Source organism: Epilithonimonas xixisoli, from assembly GCF_004365655.1.
Classification (GTDB): domain Bacteria; phylum Bacteroidota; class Bacteroidia; order Flavobacteriales; family Weeksellaceae; genus Epilithonimonas; species Epilithonimonas xixisoli.
Genome location: NZ_SOEO01000001.1, coordinates 808,605 through 822,719, shown reverse-complemented (window position 1 = coordinate 822,719; position 14,115 = coordinate 808,605). Strand labels below are relative to the sequence as shown.

Annotated in this window: 11 protein-coding genes; 5 read left to right on the top strand and 6 right to left on the bottom strand. The window is 35.2% G+C overall.

Annotation, left to right across the window (positions count from 1 at the left end):
- The first annotated feature begins 119 nt into the window (after positions 1-119).
- The 3 genes from B0I22_RS03860 to lolA1 all read left to right on the top strand — a co-directional run bounded on the left by B0I22_RS03860 (position 120) and on the right by lolA1 (position 3,936).
- Positions 120-410: a putative quinol monooxygenase gene (locus B0I22_RS03860; protein WP_133943336.1), complete on the top strand. Its 291-nt coding sequence runs from the start codon at positions 120-122 to the stop codon at positions 408-410.
- Between the two features lie 139 nt (positions 411-549).
- Positions 550-3,144 carry a T9SS-dependent M36 family metallopeptidase gene (locus tag B0I22_RS03855; RefSeq protein WP_133943335.1) on the top strand — a complete coding sequence of 865 codons (2,595 nt, stop codon included), beginning with the start codon at positions 550-552 and terminating at the stop codon, positions 3,142-3,144.
- 147 nt (positions 3,145-3,291) lie between these two features.
- Complete coding sequence (gene lolA1, locus B0I22_RS03850; protein ID WP_133943334.1) at positions 3,292-3,936, top strand: outer membrane lipoprotein periplasmic chaperone LolA1; 645 nt, start codon at positions 3,292-3,294, stop codon at positions 3,934-3,936.
- Positions 3,937-4,004: 68 nt separating this feature from the next.
- On the opposite strand, the gene B0I22_RS03845 is transcribed toward lolA1, so the two are convergent.
- Entirely contained in the window at positions 4,005-4,712 is a 708-nt protein-coding gene (locus B0I22_RS03845; RefSeq protein WP_133943333.1) for a DUF4294 domain-containing protein, read from the bottom strand.
- 59 nt (positions 4,713-4,771) lie between these two features.
- On the opposite strand from B0I22_RS03845, the gene chrP reads away from it, so the two are divergent.
- Positions 4,772-5,848 (top strand): chryseobasin maturation metalloprotease ChrP, encoded by a 1,077-nt coding sequence (chrP, locus tag B0I22_RS03840; protein ID WP_133943332.1) that lies wholly within the window; start codon positions 4,772-4,774, stop codon positions 5,846-5,848.
- 70 nt (positions 5,849-5,918) lie between these two features.
- Positions 5,919-6,569 carry a ribulose-phosphate 3-epimerase gene (gene rpe, locus B0I22_RS03835; RefSeq protein ID WP_133943331.1) on the top strand — a complete coding sequence of 217 codons (651 nt, stop codon included), beginning with the start codon at positions 5,919-5,921 and terminating at the stop codon, positions 6,567-6,569.
- 155 nt (positions 6,570-6,724) lie between these two features.
- Here the strand turns inward: rpe and B0I22_RS03830 are convergent, their stop codons facing one another.
- From B0I22_RS03830 to B0I22_RS03810, 5 genes are all read right to left on the bottom strand, one after another.
- On the bottom strand, positions 6,725-7,144 hold the full coding sequence (locus B0I22_RS03830; RefSeq protein ID WP_034965572.1) for a nucleoside-diphosphate kinase: 420 nt from the start codon (positions 7,142-7,144) through the stop codon (positions 6,725-6,727).
- 419 nt (positions 7,145-7,563) lie between these two features.
- On the bottom strand, positions 7,564-9,087 hold the full coding sequence (gene purF, locus B0I22_RS03825; RefSeq protein WP_133943330.1) for an amidophosphoribosyltransferase: 1,524 nt from the start codon (positions 9,085-9,087) through the stop codon (positions 7,564-7,566).
- Positions 9,088-9,103: 16 nt separating this feature from the next.
- Positions 9,104-9,826, bottom strand: coding sequence for a phosphoribosylaminoimidazolesuccinocarboxamide synthase (gene purC / locus B0I22_RS03820; RefSeq protein WP_133943954.1), 723 nt, complete (start codon positions 9,824-9,826; stop codon positions 9,104-9,106).
- 209 nt (positions 9,827-10,035) lie between these two features.
- The gene (locus B0I22_RS03815) at positions 10,036-11,889 is read right to left on the bottom strand and encodes an endonuclease (RefSeq protein WP_133943329.1); all 1,854 of its coding nucleotides are present in this window, start codon (positions 11,887-11,889) and stop codon (positions 10,036-10,038) included.
- Between the two features lie 154 nt (positions 11,890-12,043).
- The gene (locus B0I22_RS03810) at positions 12,044-13,921 is read right to left on the bottom strand and encodes a DUF349 domain-containing protein (protein WP_133943328.1); all 1,878 of its coding nucleotides are present in this window, start codon (positions 13,919-13,921) and stop codon (positions 12,044-12,046) included.
- Positions 13,922-14,115: the final 194 nt, after the last annotated feature.

Here is a 14,115-nt window from a genome sequence, read left to right as displayed (position 1 = left end):
TGATTTTTGAATTTTTCCAAAAGTACATTTTTTTTTATTAATTATATAATTCTATTTTTTAAAAATTAAAAACGACAATTTTTTATACATTTGATAATCAAAAATTTTATAATCATACAATGAATATTTATTTAAGCGCAATCATTCACATCAAGGAAAACTCGATGATGGATGCCATAGAACTAATGAAAAAACTCGTGATAGAAACCCGCAAAGAAAAAGGCTGTATCCAATATGACCTCTTTGAAGACAACAGAAACAAAGGTGTTTTTTTCATCCATGAAATCTGGGAATCCAATGATGATTTGCAAAGCCACCAAGTGGCAGATCATATGATGAAGTTCCGCGAAGGCATAAGACCATTTCAAGAAAAACCAAATATTGCTTACATTGGAAATAAGCTTTTCTAATTACACAATCAATAAAAAAAACAATTAATAATTATTAAAAATTCAAATAAATGAAAATTGTTTGAATTAAATCCATAAAAAAAGAAAATTTTTAATATTTTTGTTAATCTTTTTTTTAATTGAAAATAAATTTTAAATAATGAAAATAAATCAACTCTCTAAGTGCGCAGGCATTGGCGTTTTCTTCTTGTTTGCCAATCTGAATGCACAGTCTTCCGAAAGCCTAATCAAAAACTTCATGAAATCTGATGTTAGTGCTCGAGGGATTGAAAACGCCGAATTCAAAATCTTAAATGAGGATGATTCTCCAAGCTTAAAATCTAAAATTGTAAATGTTCAGCAATATCACGGAACAACTCCCATCTATAAGTCATTGGCAAAAGCAATTATTAGAGATGGAAAAGTAATTTCTTTCAACAATAATTTCCAAAAATTGAGTAGCAACGCAGTTATTTCGGATAAAATTGACAAATCAGAAGCTCTTTCTACAGCTTTAAGACATTTGAACATTACTGACAGTGGATTTCAGACTTGGGATGCGCAGAATGAAGATGCGTTGAATAAGACTGATAAAAAAGTTGACAACCTTCGTTTTTACTACGAGAAAAACAATAGTTTGATTCCTGCGCAGTTATTTTTTATAAACGAAAACAAAGAAAACAAATCATTTGCCGTTCTTGTTAGTCTTATTAATGGTGAAATATTAGAAAGTAATAACATGATTATTGAATGTTCTTTTGATGAAGATCATTTTGCAGATGGCTCTCAAGATCAAAGTACTCACTTACTCAACCATGTTATCACTACAGAGCAACAAGCCAAAAGCAGAACAGAAAAATCTACAAAGGCGATAACTGATGCTACTTACAATGTTTTCCCTTTCCCATTAGAAGCTCCAACTTTTGGTTCTAGAGCTTTAGTTACGAACCCTTGGGATCTAGATGCTTCGCCTGAAGGCTGGCACTCTACCGGTAACACAAACTATACCAATACTAGTGGAAATAACGTTTTTGCATATGTAGATAATAATGCTACTAATAATATTAATGGATTCTCTCCTCAAAGTAGTTCAACAGGAAACTTGACTTTTGATTTCCCTTTTGCAGAAAGTACAACTTTGAGCGCTTATGAAAACAAAAGTTCAGCAGTGACTAATCTTTTCTATGCCAATAATATGATACACGACATCATGTACAAATTTGGCTTTAGAGAAGCGAATAAGAACTTTCAAACAAATAATTTTGGAAAAGGCGGTTTTGGAAATGACGCAGTAAGAGCCGAAGCATACGATGGAAGTGGTTACAACAATGCTAATTTCAATGCCGGATATGAGATTTCACAATCCAATTATCAAGCTCCAAGAATGCAAATGTTTTTATGGAATCAGAGAGTTTCCCTAAAGACTAGACTTTTTTATACTGATCCCATACTAGCTACGCGCCCAGCAGTAAATACTGGTTCTGCTGGATTTGGAAGACCTCTAATGGAAATAGGAATTACGGGCGATATCATAATTCCATCTGTTCCAACAGCTTGTACCTCCCTAACCACTGGAAGCTTAACAGGAAAAATTGCACTTGTTACACATTCTGGATGCTCTTATGATGTTAAAACTAGAAATGCGCAATTGGCAGGTGCTATAGGTGTAATTGTACACAGAACAAATTCAAATACTGCTGTTGACATGGCTTCATCTGGAGTAACAGGAATTAGTATCCCGTCTATAATGATTGGAAAAGCAGAAGGAGATTTTATTACAGCAGAACTTACAGCTGGTAAAACTATAAATGTTAATTTGAAAGACTTAGGTGTGGGATATAAAAATTCAAGTTTTGACAATGGTATCATCGTTCACGAATATGGACACGGAATCTCCAACAGACTTACATCCCAAGGTTATGCCTGTTTACAAAGTATTGAACAGATGGGAGAAGGTTGGTCTGACTTTTTTGCATTAATGCTTACCAACTCTCCTAATGCTTCAGCCACTAGCCCACGAGGAATCGGAACTTATTCCAACAACACTGCAACCAATGCTTCAGGTATCAGACAATACAGGTACACAACGGATATGACTGTAAATCCACATACTTATGCAAATACAAATCTAACCGGAGGTCAACAGCATGCAATTGGAGAAATCTGGGCAACTATGCTTTGGGATCTGCATTGGAAAATGGCTGAGAAATATGGATATAATTCTGATGTAACTGCAGATCCAAACTCTGGAAGCGCCAAAACACTTCAATTGGTAATGGATGGTCTAAAACTTCAACCTTGTAATCCTAGTTTTATCTCAGGAAGAGATGCAATTTTAAAAGCAGATGAACTTGCAGGTGGTGCAGATAACTGTCTTATTTGGAATGTCTTTGCACGAAGAGGTTTAGGCGTTAGCGCTTCTGCTGGTAGTGCGTCGTTGATTAATGATCAAGTAAACGGTTTTGATGTTCCGGAAGGTTGCGTACTTGCAACAGATGACATTGCTAAAAACAAAACATTCGGAATCTATCCAAATCCTGCGAAAGGAGAATTCTTCATCAAAACAGCTCCAACAGTTGGAAACGCTACTGTAAAAGTTGACATCATCGACTTGAGTGGTAAAACTGTTAAATCTTTGGAAAGAAAGAAAAATAGTTCAGAATCGGTTTCTACCCAAGGTCTTGTAAGAGGAACTTACCTTGTCGTAATTACTGAAAATGGAAAATCTGATGCACAAAAATTGATTGTAGAATAATCTGCAAAAATCAGTGTAAATTAAAAACCTTTTTAGAAAAATCTAAAAAGGTTTTTTTGTTTGATAATCTTAACAAACTTTAGCATTCATAATAATTGGCATCAATCTTGAAAACATAACTTTGCATTATCAAAATTGCAAATATTAATGAAAAATCATACAACAAAATACTTATCGGTTTTAGCTTTTACAGGTTTTAGTTTACTTGTAAGCAGTCAAACTATTGACAACAAGTCTAAAACTATTTTAGATGATATTACGAAAAGTTACAAAAGCAAAAAAAATTCTTATTTCAAATTTTCTTATACAACAGGAAGTAAAAGTGATTCCCAAAGTCAAACGGGAATTTTCTATTCCGATAACAACCGATACAAATTGAAAATAATGGGTGTCGAACAGATTTTTGATGGTAACAAGGTTTACAACATCAGTGAAGAGGACAAAGAAATCACGATTGCAAAACCAAATGAAAATCAAACACACTTTTCACCATTAAGCTACTTAGACTCTTATAAAAAAGACTATAATGTAAAGTACTCTGGAAAGAAAACAATTAATGGAATTCCAGTGGACATCATTACAATGAAACCTGTAAAAGCTAATGGTCTAAAAAGTGTAACTTTATTTGTTAACACACCACAGAAGAAACTTATCAAATTGGAACAAATCTCAACCAATAATGATCTTGCTGTAATTTCCATTAATAATTATAAAGAAAATCAAACACTTTCTCCATCAATTTTTAGTTTTGATAAAACGAAATATCAAAATTACTTAATTACAGAATTGTAACAATTTATTATCCTCAAACAAGAAAGCCTTGCAATTGCAAGGCTTTTTATATATAATACTTATTATACTTATTTCTTTTTCACTTTAAATGAATCTGCTCCAGGATATGGTTGCAAATAACCAAGATTCCAATTAGATTGCAACAGGGATTCTATAAAAAGATCTTCTCTATATTTATGTGGATCGTAAGGTGTTTTCAAACTTACATCAGCAATATTTCCTTTCACATTCCACCAAAATGCGCTCCAGCCACCTCGCAATTCTTTGATAATTTCGAAAACCGTTTTTCCCGTTGCACGATTCATCAATTTAGCAAAAACCTGTCCTTCAGATGTCGTTAATTCGCGGAGCTGCTTTTCATATTCTCCAGCCAAGATATTTTGTCGATTCTTGATATATTTTGTTTTTTCGGAACCTTTCATATTTGCGCTTTCACTCTGGATGTCACGATATTGCTGCAAAGCGTGTACAAACAAGGGATAAACTCGGTTCAGTTTTTTATTAAGAAAGAAATAAAAATTCCTATCCAATTGATTATTAAAGTGAGGATTTGCCCGCAAAACCAACTCATCCAAAACAATTACCTGCTCGCCATTGATGGTGTAGATTTTCGCTTTTTGAGCTTCATCGTAGTAGTATTCATTTCCAAATTCATCTTTTTTCAGTTTGCTTTTTGGGATATCATCAAACGATTTCAATTCCAAAGTATCTTGTTGCGAAAAACAAAATATCCCAACAAACAGAAAAAGAATCGGAAACAATTTATTAAAATTCATTACTTTTACTTCATAAAAAAGTTAACAAAATTTAACATCAAAAATCATTCCTTCCTCATATGAAATTCGAAAATAAAGCAATTAAATTTCTAGAAGAATATCTCAACACAGCCTCTCCTACAGGTTATGAACACAACGGACAAAAAGTCTGGATGGATTACATCAAACCTTTCGTCGATAAAATCGAGGTCGATCATTACGGAACAGCTTACGGGATCATCAATCCAGAAGCTGATTTCAAAGTAGTAATAGAAGCTCACGCCGACGAAATTTCTTGGTATGTGAATTATATTACAGATGATGGATTAATTTATGTGATTAGAAATGGCGGATCCGACCAAACCATCGCACCTTCCAAAGTGGTTAACATCCACGGAGAAAAAGGCATTGTGAAAGGCGTTTTCGGATGGCCGGCAATCCACACCAGAAGTGCAAACCAAAACGAACCAACACCAAAAATTGAAAACATCTTCATTGATTGTGGCGCAACCACAAAAAAAGAAGTGGAAGAATTGGGAGTTTTCGTGGGTTGTATGATTACTTACCCTGACGAGTTTTTTGAATTAAATGACAGATATTTCGTTTGCCGAGCACTGGACAACAGAATCGGAGGTTTTATGATTGCCGAAGTTGCCAGACTTTTGAAAGAGAACAAAAAGAAACTGCCATTCGGACTTTACATCACCAATTCTGTACAGGAAGAAGTTGGACTTTATGGCGCAGATATGATTGCTGACACCATCAAACCAAACATTGCCATTGTGACAGACGTGACGCACGACACCACAACACCAATGATTGAAAAGAAAAAAGAAGGTGACCAAAAATGTGGCGACGGACCAGTTGTTTTCTTCGCACCAAGCGTACATCACACCATCCGTGAATTGATTATCGATACAGCTAAAACCAAAAAAATTCCTTTCCAAAGAGCGGCTGCAAGCAGAGCAACAGGAACAGACACTGATGCTTTCGCCCACTCCAACGGCGGTGTCCCAAGTGCATTGATCTCTTTACCTTTGCGATATATGCACACGACCGTGGAAATGGTTTCCAAAGAAGATGTAAGCAATGTTATCAAACTAATCTATGAAAGTCTGCTGAAAATCGAACCAACAATGAAGTTGAAATACCATTAAGTTTTTAGGATTTAGGTCTCAGTTATACCTTAATCCTAAAAACTTAATCCTAATATCTAATTAAGTAAAAATGAAAACAAAACTTATTGCACCTTCCCTACTTTCTGCAGATTTTGGAAATCTACAGAGAGACATCGAGATGCTCAACAATTCCCAAGCTGACTGGTTTCACGTAGATGTGATGGACGGCAGATTTGTTCCAAACATCTCATTCGGATTTCCGGTGATGAAAACCGTTCAACAGCACGCAAAGAAATTCGTGGATGTACATTTGATGATTGTAGAGCCAGAAAAATACGTCGAGGAATTCATCGAGTTGGGAGCAGACTTGGTTTCCGTTCATTACGAAGCCTGCGTTCATCTACACAGAACGATTAATTTAATCCAAAGCAAAGGCGCAAAAGCTGGCGTTGTTCTGAATCCTTCCACGCCAGTTTTGATGCTGGAAGATATCATTGCAGATGTCGATTTGGTTTTATTGATGAGCGTCAATCCAGGATTTGGCGGACAGAAATTCATTGAGAACACCTATAAAAAAATCAGTGAAACCAAAGATTTGATTTTGAGTAATAATTCAACTGCTCTAATCCAAATTGATGGTGGCGTGAATCTCGACAATGCGTCCAAACTTTTTGAAGCTGGTGCAGATGTTTTGGTTGCTGGAAATGCAGTTTTCTCTTCTCCAGATCCAGAAAGAACCATTGAGTTATTGAAGTTATAAAATTATTTGGAGCTATTTCCCGCTATCCGCTATATCTTTTTTGCCTAGGCTTTTCCCCCAGCAAAAAAGGATGCCACTTCTATCGGGGCTATGAAATAAAAAAAAATAGGCTGTCAGTTTTGACAGCCTATTTTATATTTAATTTTCAGAAGAAATTAGAAAATCTCTCTTCCAGAAAAATGGAATTGCGCTTCGATCAATGCGTTCTCGTCTGAATCAGAACCGTGAACTGCATTTTCACCAATGCTTCTTGCGAAAAGTTTTCTGATAGTTCCTTCAGCCGCTTCAGCAGGATTTGTAGCGCCAATTGTAGTTCTGAAATCTTCTACTGCATTATCTTTCTCCAAAACCGCTGCTACGATTGGGCCAGAAGACATAAAGTCAACCAATTCTCCATAGAATGGTCTTTCAGAATGTACTTCATAGAATTTCTTAGCATCAGCAACTGTAAGTTGCGTCAATTTCAAAGCTTTGATTTTAAAACCAGCTTCACTGATTTTTCCAAGGATCGCACCAATGTGTCCGTCTGCAACTGCATCTGGCTTGATCATGGTAAATGTGATTTTTCCTGACATTATTTTAATTTTTGTTTTAAAGAAGTGCAAATTTACAATATTTTTTTGTTACATTTGCTCTCGGAAATTCTTTTCTGGGAAAAGATATTTTTTGGCACACAGTTTGCTACTTAATATTCGATTCTCATGTTTAATTTGAGTTTTCATGGTTATTAGTTTTTACCCTGCTTCGGCAGGGTTTTTTGTTTTTGTTCCTCAAAATTTGAAAATAATATAAAACCACCAAAACGATAATCTCGTTTTGGTGGTTTTATATTATTTGACCTACGTTAAACTTGCTTAGGTAACTTGATCATTTAACAAATCCCGCAGCCCGACTTGAACGGAAATCCTTTTTTGCTTTTTGCTAAAGTTGTATTTAAACTGAAATCGTCTGCAAAAAAGATTGGGAGTGGAAGGCGGAAAAAGCTGCCCAAATTTTAATCACCTTGATCTACAAATGCCAACTCATCTGGATTTTGCACTGGATATTTCTCTGTAAAACAACCGAAACAATGATTGGGCGAACCTAAAATATTAATGAGATTATCGACAGTTAAAAATTCTAAACTATCAACATCAAGATATTTCCTGAGCTCTTCTTTGTTCATATTGGCAGAAATCAGATCGTCCTTCGTCGGCGTATCAATTCCTAAGAAACAAGGCGCAATAATTGGCGGAGACACACTTCTGAAGTGGATTTCCTTTACACCTGCGTTTTTAAGAATCTTAACCAAACGTTTGGAAGTTGTTCCACGAACGATAGAATCATCTATGATTACGACTCTTTTACCTTTGATCTCGGAAACGATTGGATTCAGTTTTAGGTTTACCAAATGTTCCCTCATCTCCTGAGACGGAATAATGAACGAACGTCCAATATATCTGTTCTTGATCAAAACCGGTCTGAATGGAATGCCAGAAGCCTTGGAAAAACCAATCGCGGCAGGAACTCCAGAATCTGGAACACCAATCACAATATCGGCGTCGACAGGCGCTTGTTCCCAAATTTTCATTCCGGATTTTTCACGCACTTCATGAACGTTGATGCCTTCCAAAGTAGAATCTGGTCTTGCGAAATAAATGTACTCGAACGCACAGATTTTGTTGACACAGTCGTCTTTCACAATGTAAGACTGCAAACCTTTCTCATTATCATTCGTATAAATGATTTCGCCAGGCAAAACATCACGCACATATTGTGCTCCTACTCCATCCAACGCACAACTCTCTGAAGCTACAACAAATGTATTCTCATCTACCGCACCCAAAACCAAAGGTCTGATCCCGTTGAAATCTCGGAAAGCGAAAAATTTATTTCTTGTAAGTCCAACTACAGAATAGGCACCTTCAATCTTTTCCATCGTCGCTTTGATTGCGCCACGAAGTCCAAGGTCAAGATTTTTTTGAATTAATCTTAAAATAACCTCGGTGTCAGAAGTTGCACGGAAAACTACACCTTCATCTTCCAATTCTTTTCTGAGTTGTTTTGCATTGGTAAGATTTCCGTTGTGAGCGATGGAAAGGATGATTTGATCGTATTCATTCTTTGCAAAGAACGGTTGAAAGTTGTATTTCTTTTTGTCTCCCGCAGTCGTATATCTGGTGTGACCGATAACGGTGCTTCCCATATATTGCTGAGGATCTTCTATCGATTTGAAAACGTCCAAAACCAGACCTTCATCTTTTACAGAAAGGATTTTCCCGTTGTTACCAACCGCAATTCCACAAGCCTCCTGACCACGATGCTGTAACGCAAAAAGTCCAAACTGAGATAGTGAAAATGTATCCTGATTTTCTGTCGAATGCAATCCAAAAACGCCACATTCTTCTTCCATTTTATCAAAAGGATAATGTTCATCCTTTTCTTCTTTGGAAAGATGTTTGGTTTCTTCGAATTCCTGATAGCGGTTTTGGAAAGCATATTTCGGTAATGTGCTATATTCTTGAAATTCTAAATCCATTTTTATGGTTTTTGGATTATTTAGCTAAAGCTGTTTGAAGTCTGTTGAAAATTTCTACGTAAGCCTCTGTGATCTCGCCAAGATCTCTTCTGAATCTGTCTTTGTCAAGCTTTTTCATAGTATCTTTGTCCCAAAGTCTGCAAGTGTCAGGTGAGATTTCGTCTGCCAAAACAATTTTTCCATCAGAAGTTTTTCCCAATTCGATTTTGAAATCTACAAGGATCACATTGGCTTTATCAAACAAAGCAATCAAAAGTTCATTGATTTTGTTTGTCAAAGTGTACATTTCATTCAGTTCTTCGTAAGAAGCAGCGCCAAGGAAAACAGCGTGATGATCGTTAATCAGCGGATCTCCTAATTCGTCTTTTTTGTAGCAAAGATCAAAAATGGTAACTGGTGATTTCAAACCTTCTTCTACTCCCAATCTCTGAGCCATACTTCCTGCAACATAATTACGAACAACCATTTCCAAAGGAATGATGTCCACTTTTTTTACCAATTGCTCTCTGTCGTCCAGTTTTGCAATAAGGTGCGTTGGGATTCCGTTTTCTGCAAGATAACCGAAAATAAGGGTTGAAATTGCGTTGTTCAATTCGCCTTTTCTATCGAACTGTCCGCGTTTCTGTGCGTTGAACGCTGTAGCATCATCTTTATAACGTACAACGACTTCGTCAGGCTTATCTGTAGCGAAAACCTGTTTAGCTTTACCTTCGTAAAGCATTTCTTTCTTTTGACTCATAATTACTTTCATTTTTCTAAATAGAAGCCGCTTTCATTACGATTTCCATTTAAACTTTTTACTATTAGATTTACGCACAAATTTACGAAATTATTTGTTAAATCTAAATCGATAAAAACGATGATGTAGTTTATGAATTACCGCCATTATTAAACAAAAAAACTCCTTAAAAAAATTAAGGAGTTCATTAATAAAAATTTTATGTCTTTTTACTTTTTGATAAACTTCATCGATTTTCCATCAACATTCAAAATGTAAGTTCCAGATAACAATGAACTAACATTGATTGATTTTTTGTTCACGAATGGATTATTAATCTCCTTAATCAACTTGCCATTAAAATCGTAAATCTTAGCGGACTTGGCTTTGCTAATGTCTCCATTTATATTGATAACTTCGACTACAGGATTAGGATAAATATTAAATTCAAGAGAATTATTTGCAATATCATTAATTGATAAATTACCTAAATTAAGGCAATAATCTGAAGCATACGAAGTCCATTCCGTAAGGTCAAACGTTGAAGTTGGATTGATGACATCTAACTTTCTGTACAGCGATTTGTTGGCATTGGTATTATCAACACCTTTTGCCCCAATAGCATCTATTGTGGTAGATTTGAACGATAATTCTACATAATTACTCCCTGTGAAAGTAAGTGCTGGCGAGGCTGTAACGAATTTTGCGTTGGAAACATCAAAACATCCAAAATTTGCATTTGGATTGATAACTACAAAACTTTCATTGTTTTCCACCTTTCCTTCAAACTCAAATGGCTCTGCAAAAAAGTAATTATTAATCTTGAGCTGAATGCCCAATTTGTATTTTGAAAGATCAATAGAGTGTCCAGTTCTATTGACAATCTCCAAAGCTCTATTATTACTTGTTCCTTCGAGATATTTGATTATTTGTAAATCTTTTGCAAAAACATCAGTAGCCAGAGTCGTAATGCTCATTGTATTACTTTCTGGGCTTTCCAGATAGGCATTGTCATAAGCCTTCACAGCGAAATTATAAGTTGTCTCCGGCATTAAATGATCGACTGTGAAAGAATTGGTTTTAGATGTTCCGACTAATATTCCATCTTGATAAATATTATAGCCCAAAACATCAGATTCTGGACTTGCCTGCCAATTGAGGCTTACAAAATATGCCGAATTCCTTTGCAAAGCCAATGAAGATGGCGCAGATGGCGCAACATTATCAGGGGTTTGATTCCAGATAATATTCACCCATTCCGGATGATCTACAAAAGGATTTCTATTTTTCTGGATATTGAAAACCGCATTATTACGTTCTATCTCGCGCTGAGAAACTGGATCTTGCTGATGCCAACTCAAAAGCATATCTATATACCATTTTTCGTAAGCGCGTTCCGCTGTTCCATCAAGAGGATTTCGATCTTTTGTTGGATCTGCATTTGTTGAAAATCTAAAACTCCCCAATTTTCCTTCATATCTCACAACATAATATAACAATGACCTTGCAACATCGCCTTTGAACTCATCCACAGGCTCGTAAGCTCGCTCCTTATAAGTTGATCCAGGAATCCCGTTGGTTCCTTGTTTCGAGCCATTGGTAAAAGTATAACTTGCAGAAGCGACCTTTCCATAAGGATAATCACTTCTTAACTGATTGATTCTACCATCTGTTGGAATTACGAAAAACAAATCAGAATACATAGGGTAAGCACTGTAAAAAGAACTCTGTGGCATCATATGTTCACGATTCCATCCCAGACCTTCAGCATTTGCACCACTTACAATATTATTCAGCGTGTAATGATATGCCGTTGTACCAGTTGGATTATTAGAATAGATATCTAAAAGATAAGTAGAATTGCTGGCATCATAATCGTAATGGTGATCCATATCCGTTTGACCATACAAAGTCTTAAGATCATCATAGTGAAAATTGTAAGTTTTTGTAGAAATAATCTCGTGGAGTTTGGATTTCAAAGCATAACCAGTCAAACTTTCTGTTCCTGAATAATATCCAGCAGGAGCCTGAGCAAGTGTCAAAATCGGAAAAGCAGACAATACAAATAAGTATTTTTTCAGCATAATGGTATTTTTAATTATGGGGTCATAAAAATATCATTTTTTTATTATATAATATTCATTTTTAATTACTTGAATATTAATAATGTTTTACATTTAAGTTTGAACAAAAAAATCCCCTTCTGAAAGGGGATTCGTATTTTAAAATTTTCAAATTTTATTCTCCAGCGATGATGTTATGAAGTGTGACTCTCAGGCTTTCCAATTGTTCTTTTTTGCCATCCAGTTTTTCATAAGTGTCTTTCAGAAGTGGATTGTCACGTTTCGCATTACCAAAGAACGCCAAATTATTTTCCAGCTGAACAACTTCTGATTCCAAATCAGCAATTTGATTTTTGATTTTTCTTGCTTTGTCAGTCAATTGATTTTCAGTAAGATTCTCTTCTTTCAAATCAAACTCATTGATTTTGTTGAGTTTCAGTTTTTCCCTCAGCGTTTTGTTGAATTCTGTATTGATGGACAATTTATCTTTTGGCACTTTCCCAATCGCATTCCAAGCATTCTTGATATTTTCGATTTTTTCTACAGAACCTTCTTCATCTGTCAAAGTTTTAAGCTCTTCCAGAAGTGCCTTTTTGTTCTTATAGTTTTCTTTCCAATTGTCTCCCGTTGCATTATTTTTTTCTCTGTAATTTTTGAAGAAAGTATTGCAAGCTTCACGGAAATCATCCCAAACTTTGTTCGCTTGACTTCTAGGAACGTGGCCGATTTTTTTCCAATCCTCCTGAAGTTTTTTGAAAAGTGGCACTACAGTTTCCCAATCCTCAGAATTCATATTGTCCTGAGCTGTTTTTATCAAACCTAATTTTTCTTCAAGATTATGAATCTGAGAACCTTTCAAGTTCTTGTAAAAATCATTTTTAGCCGTATTAAAATCTCTCAAAACTTGTTTGAAATCTGTCCAATTTTGGTTAGACAATTTCTTAGGAACTAGTCCTAATTTCAGAAATTCTGCTCGCAACTCCTCTACTCTTTTTATCGCCTGTTGCCAAAAAGAATGATTGATATTTTGAGGTGCTGACAAAGTTTTCAATTCTTCGATAACTTTATTTTTCTTTTCAAGATTTTCCTGTTGCTCGGATTCTAAAACGGCAATCAATTCAGATTTTCTCTCGTGAATTTTATTTGAAATTTCTTTGAATTCTTCCCAAGTTTTCTCACGGAATTCCTCTGCAACCGGTTCAGCTTCTTCTTTCCAAAGTTTATGCAAATATTGTAATTCGTTCAAAGCTTTTTGAACTACTTTTTCTTCCAACAATTCCTTTGCTCTCAAGATAATATGTTCTCTTTTCTCAAGATTATGAGCAAATTCCTGTTCCAAGTATTCTTTGTTCAAATCCAACATCTCATTGAACATTTTCAGATGATGGAAATAATTATTATTAAGATTTTTGAATTCGGATTTTGCGACTTGTCCAGCATTTCCCCAAGCTTCTTTCACTTCTCTAATCGATTTGAAAAGATTGGTTCCAGGCTCAGAATTGGTGTAAAGATTCTTCAATTTTTCGATGATTGAAAGTCTTTCATCAAGATTTTTTTGATGCTCAGCTTCCTGAGATTTGTGAAATTTATCCTGCTTTTCTCTGTAAATATGGACAAGCGCAGACAATTTTGAAGATTCAGGATGATGATTGTCAAAATGCTCTTCTGGATTGCCCTGCTCCAGATAATCGTGTTTTTTATCTTCGATTTCGTCGGCAATTTTGTGATTCGCCTGTTCTCTCAAAGCATTGAACTGTTTAGAAAAATGATGCGCATCATCTTTGTTTACGATGGTTTCCATTTCAGCTAAAGCTTCTTTCAAAGATAAATTTGAAAAATTCTCTTCCACAACTTCGATTTCCTGATGTACAGTTTCGGTTTCCGAATTTTCTTCTGTAGCAACTTCTTCAGAAGGATTTACTTCAGATTCAGAATTTGGAGTTTCAGTTTCCGAGACTTGTTCCGTCGTCACTTCTTCTACTGATTGATTCTCAGCAGAATTGACTTCAGAATTTAGATTTTCGTTCTCAGGATTTTCGTTTTCAATACTCATAACAAAGCAAATTAATTGACAATAACAACTTTTAAATGCACTAAATTAACTGTTTTTTACAGAAAACACCAAATATAAATTCTAATTTTCTCAAAAAAACATAAAACAATCACTAACATTCTTATTAAAAATTTAAAAATTAATAATTACTTGACAAAGGCTTTCTGATGTCGTATCTTTGCACCTCCTGAAAA